14 protein-coding genes and 1 pseudogene are annotated in these 23,717 nt (G+C 60.3%); 12 read left to right on the top strand and 3 right to left on the bottom strand.

The window, feature by feature from the left end; genetic code table 11:
• The first annotated feature begins 2 nt into the window (after positions 1-2).
• The 10 genes from ygfK (at position 3) to xdhC (ending at position 16,886) form a co-directional block, all read left to right on the top strand.
• Entirely contained in the window at positions 3-3,113 is a 3,111-nt protein-coding gene (gene ygfK, locus WE862_RS15020) for a putative selenate reductase subunit YgfK (RefSeq protein WP_042030910.1), read from the top strand.
• A gap of 30 nt (positions 3,114-3,143) precedes the next feature.
• A complete protein-coding gene (gene ssnA, locus WE862_RS15015) occupies positions 3,144-4,472 on the top strand; it encodes a putative aminohydrolase SsnA (RefSeq protein ID WP_042030911.1) in 1,329 nt (442 codons plus the stop codon).
• An 80-nt stretch (positions 4,473-4,552) separates the two neighbouring features.
• Positions 4,553-5,329 carry a molybdopterin-dependent oxidoreductase FAD-binding subunit gene (gene ygfM, locus WE862_RS15010; RefSeq protein ID WP_042030912.1) on the top strand — a complete coding sequence of 259 codons (777 nt, stop codon included), beginning with the start codon at positions 4,553-4,555 and terminating at the stop codon, positions 5,327-5,329.
• On the top strand, positions 5,326-8,223 hold the full coding sequence (locus WE862_RS15005) for a molybdopterin-dependent oxidoreductase Mo/Fe-S-binding subunit (RefSeq protein WP_339058642.1): 2,898 nt from the start codon (positions 5,326-5,328) through the stop codon (positions 8,221-8,223). The genes ygfM and WE862_RS15005 overlap by 4 nt, the downstream gene beginning before the upstream one ends.
• Before the next feature lie 94 nt (positions 8,224-8,317).
• Positions 8,318-9,850, top strand: coding sequence for a nucleobase:cation symporter-2 family protein (locus WE862_RS15000; protein ID WP_042030913.1), 1,533 nt, complete (start codon positions 8,318-8,320; stop codon positions 9,848-9,850).
• A gap of 38 nt (positions 9,851-9,888) precedes the next feature.
• Complete coding sequence (gene guaD / locus WE862_RS14995) at positions 9,889-11,205, top strand: guanine deaminase (RefSeq protein WP_042030914.1); 1,317 nt, start codon at positions 9,889-9,891, stop codon at positions 11,203-11,205.
• 396 nt (positions 11,206-11,601) lie between these two features.
• Positions 11,602-12,903, top strand: coding sequence for an NCS2 family permease (locus WE862_RS14990; RefSeq protein ID WP_225628425.1), 1,302 nt, complete (start codon positions 11,602-11,604; stop codon positions 12,901-12,903).
• Between the two features lie 311 nt (positions 12,904-13,214).
• Positions 13,215-15,533: a xanthine dehydrogenase molybdenum-binding subunit XdhA gene (gene xdhA / locus WE862_RS14985; protein WP_339058641.1), complete on the top strand. Its 2,319-nt coding sequence runs from the start codon at positions 13,215-13,217 to the stop codon at positions 15,531-15,533.
• Positions 15,526-16,404 (top strand): xanthine dehydrogenase FAD-binding subunit XdhB, encoded by an 879-nt coding sequence (xdhB, locus tag WE862_RS14980; protein WP_042030916.1) that lies wholly within the window; start codon positions 15,526-15,528, stop codon positions 16,402-16,404. Before xdhA ends, xdhB begins: the two co-directional genes overlap by 8 nt.
• A complete protein-coding gene (gene xdhC, locus WE862_RS14975; RefSeq protein WP_021230037.1) occupies positions 16,401-16,886 on the top strand; it encodes a xanthine dehydrogenase iron sulfur-binding subunit XdhC in 486 nt (161 codons plus the stop codon). Before xdhB ends, xdhC begins: the two co-directional genes overlap by 4 nt.
• A 113-nt stretch (positions 16,887-16,999) precedes the next feature.
• Here xdhC and WE862_RS14970 read toward each other — a convergent pair whose 3' ends face one another.
• Positions 17,000-17,539 (bottom strand): glycine zipper 2TM domain-containing protein, encoded by a 540-nt coding sequence (locus WE862_RS14970; protein WP_042030917.1) that lies wholly within the window; start codon positions 17,537-17,539, stop codon positions 17,000-17,002.
• A 483-nt stretch (positions 17,540-18,022) separates the two neighbouring features.
• Here WE862_RS14970 and WE862_RS14965 point away from each other — a divergent pair, with 483 nt between their 5' ends.
• Positions 18,023-18,211, top strand: coding sequence for a hypothetical protein (locus WE862_RS14965; protein WP_041207688.1), 189 nt, complete (start codon positions 18,023-18,025; stop codon positions 18,209-18,211).
• A gap of 66 nt (positions 18,212-18,277) precedes the next feature.
• Here WE862_RS14965 and WE862_RS14960 read toward each other — a convergent pair.
• Positions 18,278-19,803, bottom strand: a pseudogene (locus tag WE862_RS14960) (YfcC family protein).
• Positions 19,804-20,439: 636 nt separating this feature from the next.
• Here WE862_RS14960 and WE862_RS14955 point away from each other — a divergent pair.
• Positions 20,440-22,062, top strand: coding sequence for an acyl-CoA synthetase (locus tag WE862_RS14955; protein ID WP_042030919.1), 1,623 nt, complete (start codon positions 20,440-20,442; stop codon positions 22,060-22,062).
• A 98-nt stretch (positions 22,063-22,160) separates the two neighbouring features.
• Here WE862_RS14955 and WE862_RS14950 read toward each other — a convergent pair whose 3' ends face one another.
• Positions 22,161-23,504: a sensor domain-containing diguanylate cyclase gene (locus WE862_RS14950; protein WP_225628390.1), complete on the bottom strand. Its 1,344-nt coding sequence runs from the start codon at positions 23,502-23,504 to the stop codon at positions 22,161-22,163.
• Between the last annotated feature and the right edge of the window lie 213 nt (positions 23,505-23,717).

Below are 23,717 nucleotides of genomic sequence, written 5' to 3'. Positions count from 1 at the left end.
CCATGGGCGATATTATGCGACCCGTTCCCTTCAAGAACCTTCTGACCCGTATTTTTGCGGAATATAAAGAGAGTCAGACTATTTTCGGTATTCCCGCCGCACAATTTTATCGCAAGCAGGACGAGCGCAAGATCAAGGTGTTCGGTGAAACCTGCGAGACCCCCATTGGCCCGGCAGCCGGCCCCCATACCCAGTTGGCCCAGAACATCGTCACCTCCTGGCTGACTGGCGGGCGCTTTATCGAGCTCAAGACGGTGCAGATCCTGGACCGTCTCGAACTGGAAAAGCCCTGCATCGATGCCGAAGACGAGTGCTTCAATACCGAGTGGTCTACCGAGTTCACGCTGCCCAAGGCGTTTGACGAGTATCTGAAAGCCTGGTTTGCCCTCTACCTGCTGGAGGAGGTGTTCGACCCGCGTCTCGACGGAGAGGCCAAGTCCTTCATCTTCAACATGAGCGTGGGTTACAACCTCGATGGCATCAAACAGCCACCGATGCAGCAGTTTATCCACAGCCTGATGGATGCAAGCCAAAGTCCGAAATTTGCCGAGTACCAGCAGGTGCTGCGCGAGCTGGTTGCCGACGAGCAGTTTATCGCCGAGCTGGGACTGGGGGCGCGGCGCGATCGCCTGCAACAGCTGGTGGAGCGCATCCCGGCTGAGCTGGTGCACGGCGTTACCCTCTCCACCATGCACGGCTGCCCGCCCAACGAGATTGAGGCCATCTGCCGTTACATGCTGGAAGAGAAGGGGCTCAACACCTTCGTCAAACTCAACCCGACCCTGCTGGGTTACCCGCGGGTGCGCGAGATCCTCGATACCTGTGGCTTTGATTACATTGGTCTGAGCGAAGAGTCGTTCGATCACGACCTCAAGCTGGATCAGGCCAAGGCGATGCTGACCCGTCTGATGGCGCTGGGCGCCGAGAAGGGGCTCACCTTCGGGGTCAAGCTCACCAACACTCTCGGCACCATCAACCGCAAAGGGGCGCTGCCGGGGGATGAGATGTATATGTCCGGCCGGGCGCTGTTCCCGCTCTCCATCAACGTGGCGGCCGTGCTGTCCCGCGCCTTCGATGGCAAGCTGCCCATCTCCTACTCGGGCGGTGCCAGCAAGTTCAACATCGCCGAGATCTTCGAGACCGGTATCCGTCCCATCACCATGGCCACCGATCTGCTCAAGCCGGGTGGCTACCTGCGCCAGATTGAGTGCCTCAAAGAGATCGACGCCTCTGACAGCTGGCGCATGAGTCAGGTAGATGTGGCCAAGCTGGAAGCGCTGGCCGCCAAGGCCCTCACCATGGATTACACCCAGAAGGAGTGGAAGTCCGAGGATCGCATCGAAGTGGGTGGCGGCCTGCCGCTGACCGATTGCTACGTGGCGCCCTGTGTCACTGCCTGCGCCGTGCATCAGGATATCCCCGAGTACATTCGTCTGATGGGCGAGGGAGAGTATGTGGCAGCCCTTGAGCTGATTTATCAGCGCAACGCCTTGCCTGCCATCACCAGCCATATCTGCGATCACCAGTGCCAGTACAACTGCACCCGTCTCGACTACGACAGCGCGCTCAATATCCGCGAACTGAAAAAAGTGGCGCTGGAGCGCGGCTGGGAAGGGTACAAGGCCCGCTGGCACAAACCGGCCGGCAGTGGTGACAAGCACCCGGTGGCGGTCATTGGCGCCGGTCCGGCCGGTCTCTCCGCCGGTTACTTCCTGGCCCGTGCCGGTCACCCGGTCACCGTGTTCGAGCGCGAAGCGGATGCCGGTGGCGTGGTCAAGCACATCATCCCCGAGTTCCGCATTCCGGCCGAGCTTATCCAGCACGATATCGACTTTGTTGCAGCCCACGGGGTCAAGTTCGAGTTTGGCTGCGATCCGGCGCTCACCGTCGACAAGCTGCACGCCCAGGGCTTTAGCTATGTCTTCGTCGGCATCGGCGCCGACAAGAATGGCGGCATGCGCCTTGAGGGGGGTCACGAGCGGATTTACAAATCCTTCCATTTCCTGCGCAGTTTCAATCAGGGCAAACCGCTGCCGCTGGGCCGCCATGTAGCGGTGATCGGTGCCGGCAACACCGCCATGGACTGCGCCCGCGCCGCCCTCAAGGTGCCCGGTGTCAGCGATGTGACCGTGATCTACCGTCGCAGCGAAAAAGAGATGCCCGCCTATCGCGAGGAGTATCTGGAAGCGGTGGAGGATGGGGTGCGTTTCTGCTTCCTCACTAATCCGGAGCGTTTTGAGAAAGATGGCAAGCTTGTCGTGCGGATGATGGCGCTGGGGGAACCTGACGAGCAGGGCCGCCGCCGTCCGGTGCCCACCGAGCAGACCGAAGTGATGCAGATGGATGCCCTGATCACCGCCATTGGCGAGCAGCCTGATTGCGAAGTATTGAAAGCGATGGGCATTCCTCTTGGCAGCGATGGCTGGCCCGAGGTGGATGGCCAGACCGGCGAAACCAGCCGTCGCAACGTCTTCCTCATCGGTGACGTGCAGAGCGGCCCGTCCTCCATCGTCGGTGCCATCGGTGGTGCCCGCCGCGCCACGGATCTGGTGCTCTCTCGTGAGCATATCGCCAGCCAGCAGCGTGAAGTGACCATCCTGCCGTCGGGCAAGGATGAGATCTACCGCCGCAAGGGGAGCATCGCCGTCACCCTGGTTGACAAGAATGAGCGCGATGCCTTTGTGGCGCAGGAGGCGCACCGTTGCCTCGAGTGCAACTACCTCTGCAGCAAGTGCGTGGATGTCTGCCCCAACCGGGCCAACGTCGCCATCGCGGTGCCGGGCTTCAAGGATCAGTTCCAGACCCTGCACCTGGATGCCTACTGCAACGAATGTGGCAACTGCGCCCAGTTCTGCCCGTGGCAGGGCAAGCCCTATCAGGACAAGGTCACCATCTTCAGCCTGGCCGAGGACTTCGACAACAGCCGCAACCCCGGGTTCTATCTGGCTGACGGTGGTGAACTGCGGGTGCGTCAGGATGGCGAAACCTATCGCTTGACCATAGACGCCCAGAGCCGGATCAAGGACGCGCCAGCAGCCCTTGGCGACATGTGCCGGATCATCAGCCATGTCCATGCTCATCACCACTACCTGCTGGGGGCCGTCGAGGCCTGAGCGAACCACGAATAAGCGAAGGAGCAAACCATGTTTATTCTGAAGAACGTCACCGCTGTCCAGCTGGAGCCAACCCGGGTGCTGGAAGGGGTGGATATCGCCATCGAAGGATCGCTTATCAAAGCGGTGGGGCCCAATTTGCGGGCCCTCTACCCGGAGGCCAACTATCGGGAGATGGGGGGCAAGCTGGTGATGCCGGGCATCGTCTGTGCCCACAACCACTTCTACTCCGGCCTGTCGCGGGGGATCATGGCCAATATCGCCCCCTGCCCGGACTTTATCTCCACCCTGAAAAACCTCTGGTGGCGGCTCGATCGGGCGCTCGATGAAGAGTCCCTCTACTACAGCGGTCTCATCTGCTCGCTGGAAGCGATCAAGAGCGGTTGCAGCGCGGTGATCGACCACCACGCTTCGCCCAACTTCATCAAGGGCTCCCTGAACGTACTGCGCAAAGGGTTTATGGAGGCGGGTCTGCGTGGCATGACCTGCTTCGAGACTACGGATCGCAACGGCGGCCTCGCCGAGCTGCAGGCCGGGGTGGAGGAGAACATCCTGTTCGCGCAGGCCATTGATGCCGCCAAGGCCAAGGGCAGCGAACCCTATCTGGTGGAAGCCCATATCGGTGCCCACGCACCCTTCACCGTGCCCGACGAGGGGCTCGCCATGCTGCGCGAAGCGGTGCAGGTCACCGGTCGCGGGCTGCATATCCATGTGGCGGAAGACCGTTACGACATGGCCCATGGTCACCACCACTATGGCAAGGAGCCCATCGCCCGGTTGGATGCGTTTGGCCTGATCGACAGCAAGACCCTGATCGCCCACGGCATCTACCTGAGCCCGGCTGACATCGAGCTGCTCAACAGCCGTGATGCCTTCCTGGTGCATAACGCCCGCTCCAACATGAACAACCACGTGGGCTACAACATGCACCTGCCGGAGTATCGCAATCTTGCGCTGGGCACCGATGGTATCGGCTCCGACATGCTCGAAGAGCTCAAGTTCGCCTACTTCAAACACAAGGATGCCGGCGGAGCGCTCTGGCCCGATAGCTTTGCCCGCTTCCTCTGGAACGGCAACACCCTGCTGGAGCGCAACTTCGGCGCCAAATTTGGCCGCCTGGAGCCGGGTTACAAGGCCGATCTCACCATCTGTGACTACGCCGCACCGACCCCGCTGGCGCCGCGCAACCTCGGCGGCCATCTCGCCTTCGGTATGGGCTCATCCTCGGTCAACAGCGTGATGGTAGAGGGGCGTATGGTCTATCAGGATCGCGAGTTCGCCTTTGACGTCGAGCCCATTTATCAACAGGCCAGCAAGGTGGCGAGCCGCCTGTGGCAACGGATGGATCAGCTGGCCTGAGGCCACCCTCCGCACGTTTGGACTGGATTGCCCGCCCTGTGGATTTGCCCGGCGGCGGGCTGCAAGAGTAAGGACGACACATGATTGAGCAATTCTTCCGACCCGAGCAACTGGGTCAGGCTTTGGAACTCAAGGCCCGCTTTGGCAACGACGCCGTCTACATGGGGGGCGGCAGCAAGCTCAACGCCGCCCCGACCCGCACCGACAAGAAGGTCGCCATCTCGCTGGACAAGCTCGGACTTGGCCAGATTGAGCAGCAGCACGGCCAGCTCCATATCGGTGCCACCGTCACCCTGCAAGCCCTCAAAGACGACCCTCGTACCCCGACCGCCCTGTGCGAGGCGCTGGGGTTTGTCTACTCCCGCCATGTGCGCAATCAGGCCACCCTCGGCGGCGAGATTGCCTGCCAACAGCAGGACTCCCCGCTGCTGCCGGTACTGCTGGTACTCGAAGCCGTGGTAGTGCTGGAGAACAATCAGTTGCAACCCATCGATACCTATCTGGCGGGCCAGCGTAAGGAGTTGGTGTTGGGGGTGGTGCTGCCGGAGCCCGCGCTGCGCTGCGCCACTCGTCGCATCAGCCGTAACGCCGATGGTCTGGCGGTGATGACTGCCGCCGTGGCCCTTGATGCCCTTGGCGAGATGCGGGTCGCCGTTGCTGGCGTTACGCCGCAGCCGATGCGCCTGCGTGATGTGGAGCGCCGCGATCTGCACGATGCCGCGCTGGAAGCGGCCGTGAGCGAGCTGGTTGCACCGCGCGAGGATCTCGGCGGCAGCGTGACCTACAAGCGCTATATCAGCGGGGTAGTGGTGGCGGATCTGCTGGTCGAGTGCCAGCAGCAGGAGGTACAGGCATGATGGAACTCAACTTCACACTGAACGGTGCCCTGCGCACCGTTATCACCCTGGCTGGCGAGAATGCCCAGCGGGTGCTGTTCAACCAGTGCCGGATGCACTCGGTGCGCAACAGCGACGACGGCTTTGGCTTTGCCGGCTCCGACGCCATTCTCTTCAACGGCAAGGTGATCAACGCCTCCCTGCTGATCGCCGCACAACTGGATGGAGCAGAGGTGCGCACCGCCGAGTCGCTGGGCAGCTGGAACCAGCTTAGTCTGGTACAGCAGGCGATGGTGGACGTGGGCGTGGTGCAGTCCGGCTACAACGATCCGGCTGCGGCGCTCATCGTCACCGACCTGCTTGATCGCCATCCCAACCCCACTCGTGATCAAATCGACGACGCCCTCTCGGGTCTCTTTCACCGGGACGGCGGCTACCAGCAGTTCTATCAGGCTATCGAGCTTGCCAGTTCACGGATGAAGGATCCCGATTACCTGTGCCAGATTGCCCCCGAGTTTCGCGACGATCTGCGCCATATCGGCAAGAGTTGCCCGAAAGTGGACGCAGCCAAGATGGTGCAGGCCAAGCCCTGCTACGTGGAGGATCGGGTCACCGAGGATGCGCTGGTCATCAAGATGCTGCGCAGCCCCCATCCCCATGCGGTGATCACCAAACTCGACGTGAGCCGCGCCGAAGCCATGCCGGGCGTTGTGCATGTGATCACCCACCTCAACTGCCCCGATATCTACTACACCCCGGGTGGCCAGAGCGCGCCCGAGCCGTCACCGCTGGATCGCCGCATGTTTGGCCGCAAGCTGCGTCACGTAGGTGACCGGGTGGCCGCCGTGGTGGCCGAGAGCGAAGCCATCGCATTGGCCGCGCTCAAGCTCATCGAGGTCGAGTATCAAGTGCTGCCGGCGGTCATGAGCATCGATGAGGCGATGGCCCCCAATGCACCGCTGGCTCACGACGAGCCCATCGTCTATATGGCCGGGGCGCCGGCGGATCTGGAGCAGCAGAACGCCTGCTCGGTGCGTCGCGGCGACGAGCACATGATCATAAACTTCCCCATCGGTTCCCGTCCGCACGAGAACCTGGCTGCCAGCGTCCATGGCCAGATCGGCGATGTGGCCAAAGGCTTTGCCGAGGCGGACGAGATTGTCGAGCGCACCTACGAATCGACCCAGGCCCAGCAGTGCCCGACTGAGCCGCACATCTGCTTCACCTACATGGATGGCGATCGTCTGGTGATCCACGCCTCCACTCAGGTGCCGTGGCACGTGCGCCGTCAGGTGGCGCGCATCGTCGGCATGAAGCAGCATCAGGTGCATGTGATTAAGGAGCGGGTAGGGGGCGGCTTTGGCTCCAAGCAGGATATCCTGCTGGAAGAAGTGTGCGCCTGGGCGACCAGGGTCACCGGCCGTCCCGTCACCTTCCGCTACACCCGTGAAGAGGAGTTCATCAGCAACACCTCCCGCCATGTGGCCAAGGTGAAGGTGAAAGTGGGGGCCAAGAAAGATGGCACCATCACAGCCATCGAAATGGATTTTCGGGCCAACACCGGTCCTTACGGCAACCACTCTCTGACGGTGCCGAGCAACGGCCCGGCGCTCTCCCTGCCGCTCTATCCGTGCGACAACGTGCGCTTTACCGTCAACACCTACTACAGCAACATCTGCCCGACTGGCGCCTATCAGGGTTATGGCGCGCCCAAGGGCAACTTCGCGCTGACCATGGCCATTGCCGAACTTGCCGAGAAACTGGGCATCGATCAACTCGACATGGTGGAGCACAACCGGGTGCATGAAGGGGACATCCTCAAGGTGCTGGGTGCAATCGGCGAGGGCAAGATGCCGACTTCTGTGCCCCACGCAGCCAGTTGTGCCCTCGAACCCATCCTCAAACAGGGTCGCGAGTTGATCGCCTGGGACAGCCCCAAACCCGCCGACGGGGATTGGCGCATCGGTCGTGGCGTCGCCATCATCATGCAAAAATCGGGGATCCCGGATATCGATCAGGCCAACTGCATGGTCAAGCTGGAATCGGACGGCACCTTTATCGTCCACTCCGGTGGCGCCGATATCGGTACCGGCCTCGATACCGTGGTGGCCAAGCTGACCGCCGAGGTGCTGCACTGCCCGCTTGGGGATGTGCACGTCATCTCCGGTGATACCGACCACGCCCTGTTTGACAAGGGGGCCTACGCCTCGTCAGGTACCTGCTTCTCCGGCAACGCGGCCAAGAAGGCGGCCGAGAACCTCAAGGAGAAGATCCTGTTCCACGGCGCCGCCATGCTGGGCGAGCCGGTAGCAGATGTTGAACTGGCGTTCCCGGGCGTGGTGCGCGGCAAGCTGGGGGAGGTGAGCCTCGCCAAGTTGGCCCACAAGGCCGAGACCGGTACCGGCTTCGGTATCCTGGTGGGCACTGCCAGCTACATCACCTCTGAGCTCGCCTTCCCGTACGGCGCCAACTTCGCCGAGGTGGCGGTCAACGTCAGAACCGGCGAGATCCGGCTCGACAAGTTCTACGCCCTGCTCGACTGCGGCACCCCCATCAACCCGGAGCTGGCGCTCGGCCAGATCTACGGGGCGACCATGCGGGCCATCGGCCACTCCCTGACCGAGGAGATCTGCTACGACGGCAAGGGCATTCCGCTGACCCGGGATCTGAAGAGCTATGGCGCGCCCAAGATTGGCGACATTCCGCGCGATTTTAGGGCCTTCCTGGTACCGAGTGATGACAAGGTCGGCCCTTACGGCGCCAAGTCCATCTCGGAGATCGGGGTCAACGGCGCGGCGCCCGCCATCGCCACCGCCATCCACGACGCCTGCGGTGTCTGGTTGCGCAAGTGGCACTTCACGCCGGAGCAGATCCTGCGCGAGCTGGGCAAGCTGGAGCAAAAAGTGTCGGCATAACAAAAAAAAGGTGAGGGGCGGGCGCCAGCTCGCCCCCAGCGCCTGACGGCGGAATGAGTACTCCGCCTACATTCTGTGTGATGGGACAAACACGATGTCTAAAACAACACGCAAGCACTCGGATCTCATTTACGAGCTGGAAGACAAACCCCCGTTTTATCAAACCCTGATGGGTGCAGTGACCCATCTGCTGGCCATTTTTGTCCCCATGGTGACCCCGGCGCTGATCGTCGGCGGTGCCCTGGGTCTATCCACCGAGATCACCGCCTATCTGGTCTCCATGGCGATGATCGCCTCCGGTATCGGCACCTGGCTGCAGGTGAACCGTTATGGCCCCATCGGTTCGGGGCTGCTCTCCATCCAGTCGGTCAACTTCTCCTTCGTGACCGTGATGATCGCCCTCGGCGGCGCCATGAAAAAAGATGGTATCCATGAGGAGCTGATCGTCTCGACCCTGCTCGGGGTCTCCTTTGTCGGTGCCTTTCTGGTGATGGGCTCCTCCTTCGTGCTGCCATACCTCAAGCGGGTGATCACCCCGACCGTGAGCGGGGTAGTGGTACTGATGATTGGCCTGAGCCTTATCAAGGTGGGGATCATCGACTTTGGCGGCGGCTTTTCCGCCATGAGCAGTGGCACCTTTGGCAAATACGAGCACATCGGGCTGGGGCTCTTGGTGCTCTGCGTTATCGTCGCCTTCAACTGCAGCCGAAGCCCGCTGCTGCGGATGAGCGGCATCGCCATCGGCCTGATGGTGGGCTATGCGGTGGCCCTGATGCTTGGCATGGTGGATTTCTCCGCCCTTGAGGACCTGCCGCTTATTACGGTGCCTATCCCGTTCAAGTACGGTTTTTCCTTCGATTTTCACGCCTTTATGTTGGCGGGCACCATCTATCTGTTGAGCGTGCTGGAGGCGGTGGGGGACATCACCGCCACCGCCATGGTCTCCCACCGGGATATTCAGGGCCCCGAGTTTCAAAAACGGCTCTCCGGCGGAGTGTTGGCTGATGGGTTGGTCTCGGTGATCGCCTCGGCGCTCGGTTCCCTGCCGCTCACCACCTTTGCCCAGAACAACGGGGTGATCCAGATGACAGGGGTGGCCTCGCGTCACGTGGGCAAGTTTATTGCCGTCATTCTGGTGCTGCTGGGGCTCTTCCCGGTGGTGGGGCGCTTCTTTACCACCATACCGTCACCTGTGATGGGGGGAGCCATGGTCATCATGTTCTCCATGATCGCCATCGCTGGTGGTCGCATCATCATCAGCCACGGCTTCGATCGGCGGGAGACCCTGATTGTCGCCACCTCCCTGGGGCTTGGGCTTGGTGTCTCCTATGACCCGAACGTCTTCAAGGTGCTGCCGGCGGGTATCTACATGCTGGTGGAGAACCCCATCTGCGCCGGCGGCATCACCGCCATCATCATGAATCTGGTATTGCCCCAGAGCCGCACCCGCAAGGCAAAGGCTGCTGCCAAAGCGCTCAAGACGGCCGATGCGGTAGAGGTGATCCAGCTGAGCGACAAACCGGATGTGACCTTCACGGCCCGTCCTGTCAGCACCGCGAATCGCCGCGATGAAGAGGCGCTGGCCGATGCCAAACCGGTCGCAGCCGTCCAGGTCGAACGGGTTTGATGGTCACAACAGAACAATAAAAAGTAGGGGAACGAGGTATGAAATACGACAACTCCGTCAAAGCCGTGCGCGGCAGCTTCTTCGACATCACCCGGGTGGTGGATCAGCCCGAGGAGATTGAGTCCAACGCCCGTCTTATCGAGGATGGTCTGCTGATCATTCGCAACGGCTGCATCGACTGGTTCGGTGAGTGGGAGGAGGGGAAAGATCGCATTCCGGCCGAGGTGCGGGTGCGCGATTATCGCGGCAAGATGATAGTGCCGGGCTTTGTCGACACCCACATTCACTATCCTCAGAGCGAGATGGTGGGTGCCTATGGCGAGCAGCTGCTGGAGTGGCTCAACCGCCACACCTTCCCGGCCGAGCGGCGCTACAACGATCTCGAGTATGCCCGCGAGATGTCCACCTTCTTTATCAAGCAGTTGCTGCGTAACGGCACTACCACGGCGCTGGTGTTCGGCACCGTTCACCCCGAGTCGGTTGATGCTTTGTTCGAGGCGGCCAGTCGCATCAACATGCGGATGATCGCCGGCAAGGTGATGATGGATCGCAACGCCCCCGACTATCTGCTCGATACCGCCGAGAGCAGCTATGAACAGAGCAAGCAGCTTATCGAACGCTGGCATGGTAACGGTCGACTTCTATATGCCATCACACCAAGATTTGCACCCACTTCGACATCCGAGCAGCTGACGATGGCGCGGCGGCTGCGCGAAGAGTTTCCCACCACCTATCTGCACACCCATCTGTGCGAGAACAAGGACGAGATCGCCTGGGTAAAATCCCTCTTCCCGGCGCACAAGGGATATCTCGACGTCTATCACCAGCACGGCCTCACCGGCCACAACTGCGTGTTTGCTCACTGCGTCCATCTGGAAGAGCAGGAGTGGGATTGCCTGAAAGAGACCAATTCCACCATCGCGTTTTGTCCCACCTCCAACCTTTATCTCGGCAGTGGTCTCTTCAAGTTGCACAAGGCGTGGCGCAAGCAGGTGAAAGTGGGGATGGGCACCGACATCGGCGCCGGTACCACCTTCAACATGCTGCAGACCCTCAACGAGGCCTACAAGGTGATGCAGTTGCAGGGCGAGCGCCTTTCGGCCTATCAGGCCTTCTATCTGGCGACCCTGGGCGGCGCCCATTCGCTCGGGCTGGACGAGAAGATCGGCAGCTTTGCGGTGGGCAAGGAGGCTGATTTCGTGGTGCTCGACCCGGTCGCCACCCCGCTGCAGCAACTGCGTTATGACAACTCCACCACTTTGCGCGACAAGCTCTTTGTGCTGCTGACGTTGGGTGATGACAGAGCCATTTACCGTACCTATGTGGATGGTCAACTGGTCCACGAACGGGGCTAGCGAGGAAATGGGGTAACAGGCAGAGCTGTAGAACGGCAGCTCTGCTAGGAATACGGAGGCTGGCGTGCCCGCTCGGGGGGCCAGCACCGCAACAGATCAGGGGAAACCCCTTGATTGATAACTTGAAATGGCCCGGTTTTTTGATCAGTCAGGCAAACGTTTGAGTCAATTGCTGCCTCCTTGGTCAGTCGGTCTCTCTACACCAGCACACAGTGTGTTGGCGTGAGACTTGAAGATCCTGTTGCCATTTCATCATGGAACACTCAGGCGCTTGTGAAGGAGTTGGGTATGACCCAAGCAAACAGCAGGACAAACAGCGTGGAAGGGCTGGCCAGTCAAGACACCGGCAAGACCGTATCACAACAGCAACCGCTCACCGCTCTCGATCGCTATTTCATGATCAGCGAGCGGGGCAGCAACGTCAGACAGGAGGTGCTGGCCGGCCTCACCACTTTTCTCGCCATGGTCTATTCGGTGATCGTGGTGCCCAGCCTGCTCGGCAAGGCAGGGTTTCCACCGGGCGCCGTCTTTGTTGCCACCTGTCTGGTGGCGGGGTGTGGTTCATTGTTGATGGGGCTCTGGGCCAAGCTGCCGATGGCTATCGGTTGTGCCATCTCGCTCACCGCCTTTACCGCTTTCAGTCTGGTGCTGGGGCAGCAGATCCCCATTCCGGTCGCGCTCGGTGCCGTCTTCCTGATGGGGGTGCTGTTTACCGCCATCTCGGTGACCGGGGTGCGTAGCTGGATCCTCGACAACCTGCCGATGGGGATTGCCCATGGCACCGGCATCGGTATCGGCCTCTTCCTGTTGCTGATTGCGGCCAACGGGGTAGGGCTGGTCATCAAGAACCCGCTCGAGGGGCTGCCGGTCGCGCTGGGGGCCTTTACCTCTATGCCGGTCATCATGACCCTGCTCGGTCTTGCAGTGATCTTCGGCCTGGAGAAGCTCAAAGTCCCGGGCGGGATCCTGCTGGTGATCATCGCCATCTCCATCTTTGGCCTTATTTTTGACCCGGCGGTGAAGTATCAGGGCTTGTTCGCTCTGCCGAGTCTCTCCGACGATCAGGGCAAGTCTCTCATATTCAGCCTGGACATCATGGGCGCCCTCTCGCCGCTGGTGCTGCCCAGCGTGCTGGCACTGGTGATGACCGCAGTGTTTGATGCCACCGGCACCATTCGTGCCGTGGCGGGGCAGGCCAATCTGCTGGATAAGGATGGCCACATCATCAACAGCGGCAAGGCGCTGAGCGCCGACTCGGTGAGCAGCATCTTCTCCGGTCTGGTGGGGGCATCTCCGGCCGCCGTCTATATCGAATCGGCGGCGGGCACGGCGGCGGGGGGCAAGACCGGCCTCACTGCCACCGTGGTGGGCGGCCTCTTCCTGCTGATGCTGTTTCTGGCGCCGCTCTCCTATCTGGTGCCTGCCTATGCCACCGCACCGGCACTGATGTATGTGGGTCTCCTGATGCTGAGCAACGTCACCAAGCTCGATTTCAGTGACTTCGTCGGGGCCATGTCCGGTCTGCTGTGCGCGGTCTTTATCGTGCTCACCTGCAACATCGTCACCGGCATCATGCTGGGCTTCAGTGCGCTGGTGATTGGCCGCATCTGCTCCAAGGAGTGGCACAAGCTCAACACGGGCACCGTCATCATCGCCCTGGCGCTGGTGATTTTCTATGCTGGGGGGTGGGCTATTTAGGGATAACCCGCCCGTTTCGGGGCTGCCATCGGCAGCCCCGCTTTTCTTTGCCAAACCTGCATGTTTCTTTGATTTTCACCCCGTACCATTTTGATAAATCCCCTTACCAGATTGATAGCGCTGCGGGCACTGGCTGCATCGGGGGCTGCTGCTTCGTCTTCGGCAGGCACCTTGCCGGCCAGAAAAAGGGAGACAGATGGGATCCTCTTCACACTTCTTCCCATCGCCGGGGAGAGAGGGGGAAACAGGCGCATATCTTGCTGTTTTTTATCCCGGTTCTGGATTTTTCTTCCCTGAAAAAGGACTTGATCATGTCCATAGGATTACCGCTCAAGCGGGTGGATGCCGAGGCCAAGGTGACCGGCAGTGCCCGTTATACCGATGACAACATCATGCTCGGCATGCGCCACGCCAAGTATGTGCGAAGCTCCATCGCCCACGGCAAGGTGCTTGCCATCGACGCCAGCGAGGCGCTGGCGCTGCACGGGGTCGAAGCCGTGTTTACCCACGAGGATGTGCCCACCACCTGTTTTCGCACTGCCGGCCACGCCTGGTTCCTCGATGAGGCCAAGCGGGATGTGAAAGACCGCCGTCTGCTCACCGACCATGTGCGCCACTTCGGCGATGGCGTCGCCATCGTGGTGGCGCGCGATCCGCTGGTCGCCGAGAAGGCTGCCGCCCTGGTCAAGGTCACCTACGAGCCGCTGCCGGTGATGACGGATGCCCAAAGTGCGCTGGCCGAGGATGCTTATCCCATCCATCCGAATGGCAACCTGCTGCGGCAAAGCCAGATCCGGGCGTGTGAGCCGGAACAGGCAATCGCAACAGCGGATCTGCAGTTCCAGGCGCACTATCAGACGCCGGTGGTACAGCATTGCCATCTGGAGACGGTGACCTGCTACGCCTACATGGATCAGCCGGACCACATCATAGTGGTCAGCAGTACCCAGATCCCCCAGATCGTGCGCAGCCGGGTGGCCAAATCCCTCGGTCTGCCCTGGTCGAGCGTGCGGGTGATCAAGCCCTACATGGGCGGCGGCTTTGGCAACAAGCAGGATGTGCTGGAAGAGCCGATGGCGGCATTTTTGAGCTACAAGCTCGGCGGCGTGCCGGTCAAGGTGACCTTGAGCCGGGAGGAGTGCTTCTTTGCTTCCCGCACCCGCCACGGCTTTGCCATCGACGGCACCCTCGGTATCAACCGGGATGGCACCCTCAAGGGCTATCAACTCGACGTGCTCTCCAACACCGGCGGGTATGCCTCCCACGGCCACTCCATCGCCAGCGCCGGCGCCAACAAGATCAGCTACCTCTATCCGCGCAGCGCCTTTGGCTACGACGCCAAAACCTTCTACAGCAACCTGCCCACCGCCGGTGCCATGCGTGGTTACGGCGCGCCGCAGGTGGTGTTTGCCCTTGAATGCATGCTGGATGATGCCAGCGCCGAGTTGGGTCTGGATCCGCTCGAAGTACGCATCGCCAACGTGGCGCGCGAGGGGGATGTCAATCAGGTCAACCAGAAGACAATCTACAGCGCAGGGCTCCCTGAGTGTCTGCGCCGGGGCGGCGAGCAGTTCGAGTGGGAACGGCTCAAGGCCGAGTGCCTGGCGCAGGATCCGGCAAGTCGGGTGCGCCGTGGCATCGGGGTGGCGTGTTTTAGCTACGGCTCCAACACCTATCCGGTGGGGGTCGAAATTGCCGGTGCCCGCATGCTGCTCAATCAGGATGGCACCGTCAATCTGCAGATCGGCGCCACCGAGATAGGGCAGGGGTCGGATACCGTCTTTGCCCAGATGGCGGCCCAAACGTTAGGCATTCCGTTTGATCAGATCCGGGTCATCTCGACCCAGGATACCGACATTACCGCCTACGACCCGGGCTCGTTCGCCTCGCGCCAGAGCTATGTGGCAGCCCCTGCCATTCATCAGGCGGCGCTGCAGTTGCGGGCCCGCATTTTGTCGCTGGCAGCCCAGCTCTGCCATCAGGATGTGGGGTCGCTCACCCTGATCGACGGCTACGTGGTGCTGGCCGGCGCACCGGACAAGGTGCTGATCAGCGTCGCCGAGGTGTCGGTCAACGCCTATTACCATCTCACCATCGGCGGCCAGATCACTTCGGAAGTCTCCCACAAGACCACCACCAATCCGCCGAGTTTTGGCTGCACCTTTGTCGATCTCAGCGTCGATATCGATCTCTGCAAGGTGACCATCAATCGTATCCTCAACTTGCACGATGCGGGCAAGATCCTCAACCCGCAGCTGGCGGAGGGGCAGGTGCACGGCGGCATGGGGATGGGGATCGGCTGGTCGCTGTTCGAGGAGATGATCATCGACGCAAAGACCGGCGTGGTGCGCAACCCCAACCTGCTCGACTACAAGTTCCCCACCATGCTGGATTTGCCAGAGCTTGAGTGCGACTTCGTACAGACCTACGAGCCCCAGTCGGTCTATGGCCACAAATCCCTGGGGGAACCGCCCATCATCTCGCCGGGTCCGGCGATCCGTAACGCCATCCGCATGGCGACCGGGGTGGCCATCAACGAGCTGCCCATCACCCCCAAGACCCTGTACCGGGAGTTTGTCGCGGCGGGTTTGATTGGCGAGGGAGCAGGGGAGGAGCAACACCATGTTTGATATTGCCCGTTACTACAAGGCGCACAGTGTGGCCGAGGCGGTTGCCCTGCGTCAGGCCGACCCCGAGGCGCGCCTCCTGGCCGGTGGCACCGATGTGATGATCCAGCTCCATCACCTCAACGCCGCCTATCGCCATATCGTCGATATTCACGACTTGCCCGAACTCAAAGGGGTGAGCGAGTTGCCTGATGGGTCGATCCGCATCGGCTCCGGCACCACATTTACCGAGCTCATCGAAAACGAGCTGGTGCAGCGCCGTCTGCCGATGCTGGCCGAAGCGGCTGCCACCATCGCCGGCCCGCAGATCCGCAACGTCGCCACCTATGGCGGCAACATCTGCAACGGCGCCACCAGTGCCGACTCGGCGGCGCCTACCGTCGCGCTGGAAGCTGAGCTGGAAATCGCCGGGCCCAATGGTACGCGCCGCATCCCCATCGCTGGATTTCATACCGGCCCCGGCAAGGTGGCGCTGCAACCGGCGGAGATCCTGGTGGCGTTTCACTTTGCCCCAGACGCGCACCCCCAGGTGGGCTCCCACTACTTCAAATACGCCATGCGCGATGCCATGGATATCGCCACCATCGGCTGTGCCGCCTACTGCCAGATTGAGGATGGTCACTTCAAGAGTCTGCGGCTGGCCTATGGTGTGGCGGCCCCGACACCGGTGCGCACCCCCCACGCGGAAGCGGCAGCCGAAGGGCAACCGCTGACTCGCGCCACACTGGCAGCGATTGCCGAGGCGGTGGTGGCCGATGTGGCGCCGCGATCCTCCTGGCGGGCAGAGAAGGAGTTTCGCCTGCACCTTATCAAAACCCTGGCGCAGCGGGTGGTCGCCTGCGCAGTCGAACGTGCCGGAGGCAAGATCCTATGATGCAACCGCAAAGCTGTCCTGCAGTGGAGATCCAGTGCGAGATCAACGGCAAACCTTACTCCTATGCTGTGCCGCCCACCATGTCGCTGCTCCACTTCCTGCGCGGGCAGGGGCTTATCAGTGTGAAAGAGGGGTGTAGCGTCGGTGAGTGCGGCGCCTGTACCGTGCGGGTGAATGGCACGGCTATCGACAGCTGCCTCTATCTGGCGGTCTGGGCTGATGGCAAATCCATTCGTACCGTGGAGGGAGAACGTAAGGGGAATGAGCTCTCCGACGTGCAGCAGGCCTTTATCGACGAGGGGGCGGTGCAGTGCGGTTTTTGCACCCCGGGCCTCGTGATGGCGAGCGCCGCCCTGCTCGACAAGACCGAGCGCCGCCCTTTGACTGATGCGGAGATCCGCCGCGGCCTTTCAGGCAACCTCTGCCGCTGCACCGGTTATCAGAACGTGGTGCGGGCGGTGAAGAAGTGCTGCAAGGGTTGATCAGCCGTTTGTCCCTTCGGTGACGAAAGCCGCGTAACCGCGTAAAAAGTCATAAAACCAAAGGCCCGTCTCGCAAGAGGCGGGCCTTCTCTCTTTGTCTGTAACCGGGGCGATTACTCTTTTTGCGGCTCGATCACCAGTTTGCCATCCTTGACCGGAATTGTGGGGCCGGGCGCCTGTTTCATCCGGATCACCCCCTCCTGACCGGCAAGGCGGTAGGTCACGTCATAGCCGATGGTGCGGGTGCTGCTATCCTGCACCATCTTGCAGCGCTGCTCGGTAGTGGTATAGGTGTCGCCCGCCTGCATATTGCCCTGCACCTGATTGCCAGCGTAGCCACCCGCAACCGCTCCGGCGGCTGTCGCAACCTTCTTGCCGCTGCCACCGCCAAACTGGTGGCCGAGCACACCACCCAGCGCGGCGCCAACCACGGTGCCGAGGATCTTGTTCTCATCCTGCACCGGTTTGCGGTGGGTGAGCGTGACGTTACGACACTCCTGACGTGGAGTCTGGATGGTCTCTGTGACCGGCTTGCTGGCAATCACCTCGGCAAAGGTGGGGGTTGGTGTAAAGAGCGAGCCACTGGCCGCCGCCGACAGCGCCAGTGCGGAAGCGACGCCAATACCGATACCTGCCATCATGGATCTGTTCATTTTGTTGTTCTCCTGCAATGTCCATTCGAGCTGTTCCAATCTGGCGCCATCTTGTCATAGCCGCTACAGCGGACAAGGCGAGAGGGACGAGGGTGCGACAGCCGGTGACAAGGTCAAAAAACAGCCACCATGAAAAAGTGTCTGACTTTGGCGACAGCGCCGTAAAAATGACCATTTTGGCGATATTGAAAAGGAGGTGAGGGGGTGAACGGCCCATTATGAGTCGCAATTTGCAATGAAAAAATGACGGTTGTCTGGCACGTGGCAAACTGCTTCCGCCCGCGAGGTCAAGTGGAGAGTGTGAGTCCCCATATGCTGCCGCCAACTCATTGATAAAACACTGCAGCCAGATCGTCTTTGTGCCGATAAGAGAATACGGCAAGCCTTTTGCTTGGATTGGGGTAAGGAGAGTGGGGCGTTAGGCACCAAGGGGTCGCGCCAGACAGGAGACCACCTCCGAACCGGAGCAATGAGGGGGGAGATATGTCAATGTTACCCAGGTGGATCACCCCGGCCATTCAGGCCAACATCATCACGGTGCAGCAAGCGGAGCGCCTGCTCGCCTCTCTCTATCAGCCACTTGCCGAGCAGGGTGAAGAGTTGCCTGCTGAGCTGGCCGACATCAGTCTCAAACTCTACTGCTTCCGTCAACAGGGGCGGGTACGTCATTAAGGCTGACAAGAGAACACCCCGCGCCTAGCACGGGGTGTTTTGTTGGGGAAGCACAAAGCTATCCAATCAGGCCATCATCACCTGCGCCACCAGCATCAGGGCGCCAAATCCCAGCACAAAGCCCACCATGGGCAGCACGAACTTGACCCACTTGTTGAACTGGATGCCGAGCATCTGCAGAGTGACCAGCACCAGTCCGGTGGGGGCCAGGAACAGCATGGCGTATTGCCCCCAGTTGTAGGCTGATACCACGATATAGCGGGGGATCATCACGGTATCTGCCAGCGGCGCCATGATGGGCATGGAGAGCACTGCGAGCCCCGAGGAGGAGGGCACCACCAGCCCCAACAGGGTGAACACCAGCATCTGCGCCACCGCAAACACGGCGCCGTGCATGCCGGCCACCAGACTGGAGGCATAGGCCAGGATGGTGTCCGAGATCATCCCCTGATCCAGCACCAGATTTACCCCCCGCGCCAACCCGATGATAAGCGATACCGCCACCAGTTCCGACGCCCCTTGGGTGAAGGCTTCGACCGCCTCTTTCTCTTTCAGGCCCGAAATGAAAATAATTATGATGGCGACGGCAAGGAAGGAGGCCGCCATCTGTGGGAACCACCAGCCAGCCATAGATACGCCCCATACCATGAGCGGAAAGGCGAGGATAAACAGGGTCAGGATGATCTTGCGGCGCAGGGTGAAGGGGACCCTTCATCAAGAGAGCCCTCTTTCAGGAAGCGGGCCCGGAAGCTCTCTTTATCTTCATAGGTGTAGGAGAAGGCCGGGTTGGCCTTGATCTTCTTGCAGTACCAGTAGAGATAACCGATTACCACCAGGGTGCCCACTAGACAGCCGACGGCGCGAAAGATCAGCCCCTCGGTAAAAGGGATGCCGGCGGCGTTGGAGGCGATCACCACCGAGAAGGGGTTGATGGTAGAGAAGGTGGTGCCCATGGAGGCGGCAAGGAAGATGGCCCCCACACAGACAATGGAGTCATAGCCGAGCGCCAGAAAGATGGGCACCAGGATGGGATAGAAGGCGACAGCCTCTTCCTCCAGCCCACAGGTGGTGCCCCCCAACGCCATCACAAAGCAGACCAGCGCCACAAACAGGAACTCATTGCCCCGGGTCTTGCGCGAGAGGGCGACCAGCCCGGAATTGAAGGCGCCGGTCTTGTTGATGACGCCGATCAGTCCCCCCAGTACCAGGATGAAGACAATGATGTCGGCCCCCTCTATGGTGCCCTTGACCATGCTCACCGCCACGTCGGAGAGCCCCTTCGGTGCTTGGGCCAGCCGCTCATAGGTACCGGGGATAGCGATGGGCTTGCGGATGGTGCCGTTGACGAACTGCTCCACCCCGATATTGATGTCGAGTCTGGTCAGTTCATCCTGAGTGGCGGGCACTCGCCGGATTTCCCCTTGCGGCGTATTGATGGTCAGCATATGGCTGGCGGCATTATAAGAGAGCTTGGCATAGGCTCCCGCCGGAATTATCCAGGTCAGCCCGATGGCCAACAACATGATCAAAAACAAAATGGTAAACGCGGTGGGAAATTGTCTGCGGGTCTGGGTATTCGGCTCGACACACATAAAATGCTCCTCGATAAAGCAGGTTCGGGCTCGGCGGAATATCGGGTCGATAGGGTTCCTTCGTCATGCAGCGGGAGTGCGTAAACTCACTGGTTGTGGTGCATCGTATGGCGAGAAATCTGGCCTGATATTGAACATCCGGTAGATTGTTTCACCAAGAAACCATAACCCGCCAAGGGGACGCATGAACAGCGCTGCGGGCCTGCTTTATGGAAGCCGTCACAAAATATATTTAATGGGAGGTTTGTTATTAATTCATTGGCAATAAATAGACACGCTTGTTTATGCCATAAATATCCGTGCAAGCGATCTTGGTTAATATGTCAATATTAATCCTCCTGCAACCTAATATGGTTTGGTTGCATGCCAATATCAGCGTATTCATTATTTGGCGGGTTTTATGCTGAGGATATTGGCCGTCGACATTTGTCGTTGAAAAAACAGGCACCAGAATGCAGTTCGGTCAGATTAGCGTCGTCGGCGCAGCGCCTCTAAGACGTTTTGCTAATACCTGTGGCCATCACCTCGCGGTAGGCTGTGATCCCCGATACGAGCACCATCTGGCAGGATGCCAGACGATGGTTGCCGGCGCTCCCTGGAGCGCACCGCTTTTGCTACCTGCGAGGAAGGAACCCGATGACAGAGCAGAACATCTATCAGCGCGATCTGGAAAAAAATCCCGCCAATTACGAGGCGCTGACCCCCATCAGCTTTCTGGGACGGGCTGAGCGGGTCTACCCCGACTATCCGGCGCTGATCCACGGCCCGTTGCGCCAGAGCTGGGCTCAGACAGCCCGCCGTTGCCGCCAGCTGGCCTCTGCCCTGCGGCTTCACGGTATCGGGGAGGGGGATACCGTCTCCATCGTCGCGCCCAATATCCCGGCGATGTTTGAGGCTCACTTCGGGGTGCCCATGAGCGGCGCCGTGCTCAACACCATCAATACCCGGCTCGATGCCGAGTCGATGGCCTTTATCTTCCAGCATGCCCAGAGCAAGGTGGTGCTGGTGGACAGGGAGTTTGGCCCTGTGGTGCGCAAGGCATTGGATCTGCTGGAGAGCCAACCGCTGGTCATCGCCATCGACGATCCCCTCTACCGGGAGGGGGCGCTGATCAGTGACCTCGACTATGAGGCGTTTCTTGCAGAGGGGAATGGGGATGAGCCTGGCTGGCTGCCGCAAGATGAGTGGCAGGCCATCTCCCTTAACTACACCTCCGGCACTACCGGCAATCCCAAGGGGGTGGTCTATCACCACCGTGGCGCCCACCTCAATGCCATCAACAATGTGCTCTCCTGGGAGCTACCCAAACACCCCGTCTATCTCTGGACCTTGCCGATGTTTCACTGCAACGGCTGGTGTTTCCCCTGGACGCTGGCGGCCACTGCCGGGGTGAGTATCTGCCTGCGTCATGTGCAGGCGGCCGCCATTTATGAGGCGTTGCACGAGCACAAGGTGAGCCACTTCTGCGCTGCGCCCATCGTGCTCAATATGCTCAACAATGCCGATCCGGCGCTCAAGCAGGGGCTGGATCACCCCATCAAGGTGATGACCGCTGGCGCAGCGCCTCCCGCCACCGTGATCGCCGGTATGGAAGCGATGGGGATCGCCGTGACCCACGTCTATGGTCTCACCGAAACCTATGGCCCCTGCGTGTTGTGCGAACCGCAAAGAAGTTGGCAAGGTCAGGATGCCACCATGCTGTCGCGTCTCAAGGCACGGCAGGGGGTAGCATCCCCCCTGCAGGGGGAGATGCGGGTGGTCCATCCGGTCAGTGGTGAGCCGGTGGCCAAAGATGGCAAAACCATGGGCGAAATCGTGCTGCGCGGCAATGTGGTGATGAAGGGCTATCTCAAGAACCCTTCTGCCAGCGCCGAGGCGATGGCGGAGGGGTGGTTTCGCAGTGGCGATCTGGCGGTGTGGCACCCGGACGGTTATGTGGAGATCAAGGACAGATCCAAGGACATCATCATCTCCGGAGGGGAAAACATCTCCAGTCTGGAGGTGGAAGATGTGCTCTATCGCCATCCCGATGTGGACGAAGCGGCAGTGATCGCCATGCCCGATGAGAAGTGGGGGGAGGTGCCCTGCGCCTTCGTGAAATTGAAAGAGGGGCGAGAGACCACCCAGGCGGAGCTTATCGCCTTTTGTCGCGAGCAGATGGCCCACTTCAAGGCGCCCAAGCGCATCATCTTCACCCCGTTGCCGAAGACCTCCACCGGCAAGGTGCAAAAGTTTGTGCTGCGCAAACAGCTGGGCTAGGCGCTAATCGGGCGTGAGTAAAAGCAGCGTGCAATAGGGTGGATAAGCTGTCGGGATAAATGCAGCAAGGGAAGTGGGAGAGCCTGACTGGCCGCCAGCTATCGCACCTTGCACGCGACGCAGTTGCGGCCGCTCTGTTTGGCCTGATAGAGCATCTGATCGGCGCGGGCGTAGAGGCTCTCCATCAGTTCCCCCTCGCCATTTTCCACCAGTCCGGCGCTGATGGTGATGACCAGCTCATCCCCATCGGGCAGGGGCAGTGGGCTTTGCATCACCTGCAGGCGCAGTCGCTCGGCTAGAGATGCGGCGGCCTGGAGGGTGGTATTGGGCAGTAAAATGGCGAATTCGTCGCCGCCGATACGAGCCAGCACATCTTCGCTGCGCAGCACCGATTGCATCACCCTGCCCAGATGCATCAGCGCGCTATCCCCAAGGGGATGGCCGAAGCGATCGTTGATGCACTTGAACTGATCCACGTCCAGCACCATCAGCACCGAGGTGAGGTGGTGGCGCATGTCCAGACTGAGGTTCTTCTCGCACATCTCGAAAAAGAAGCGGCGGTTGTAGAGGCCGGTGAGGCCATCGCGTACCGACTGCTGGTGCAGCTGCTCCTTGAGCTGGTGCAGTTCGGTGATATCTGAGGAGATACCGATCAGGGTCGGGGTGCCATCCCCCAGCAGAAAGGGTACCTTGACCGACCAGTAGTAGTGCTGATTGCCCTCGATATCGGTCAGCGTCTCTTCGCCGGCTTGCAGTTCTCCCGTTTCGAATACCCGGTTGTCCAGCCGCCACAGCTGGCAGGCGCTGGCAGCCGGGAACACCTCATCATCGCGCCGGTTGATGATCTGCTCGGCAGGAAGGCCAAGCAGCTCGGCGACCTTTTGATTGACGTAAAGAAAGCGGTGCTGACTGTCCTTCATGTAGATATGGGCATCGACATTGGCGAGGATGATCTCCAGCAACTGGTGCTGCTCGGCCAGCCGCGCTTCTATCAGTTTTTGCTCTGTGATGTCGGTGGAGATGCCGCATAGTCCGATAAGTTGTCCCTCACCGTCGTAGAGCGGTTTCTTTACACTCCAGTAAACCCGCTTTTCTCCGGTGAGTTTGAGGTAGTTCACCTCTTCTCTGGCGATCGCAACCTGTTGTTCCAGTACCAGCCGGTCGTTGCGGGAGATGGAATCCGAAATATGCAGATCGAAGAAGGCACTGTCATCCTGCCCCTGCAACTCGCTCAGTGAGCAACCAAACAGGTCGAGGACTGCCTGATTGGCATAGGTGTAGCGCCCCTCCAGATCCTTGGTAAACATGTAGGCGCCCGTCTCGTTAAAGATGGATTTAAGGTGATCCAGCTCATGCTGCAATCGGGTAGAGAAGGAGGGAGCCTTCATGTTTGTCTGGTCATCCTTGAGCAGAAACGATGGAGTTCGAACAGTGACGAACATTTCCATCAACTGCTTTAAATTAAGCACTATCCCCCTCAATTTTCGCGGATTTTGTGAGGGATCTGCGGTATATCACACAGTTATTGTCATGTTCTGATATCGAAGGAAATCAGCTGAGTCCTGCCTTCTGTGAATGATGGAAGCTGAATGACAACGTGCGTGGGAAGGAGTGGCAAACAAGTAAGAAAGCCGGGGTTTTAATCCCAGCTTTGC

Origin of the sequence: Aeromonas jandaei (assembly GCF_037890695.1) — a bacterium.
In the GTDB taxonomy this organism is placed as follows: domain Bacteria; phylum Pseudomonadota; class Gammaproteobacteria; order Enterobacterales; family Aeromonadaceae; genus Aeromonas; species Aeromonas jandaei.
Note: the sequence above shows the minus strand (reverse complement) of the source record. Positions and strands in the feature narration are given on the sequence as shown.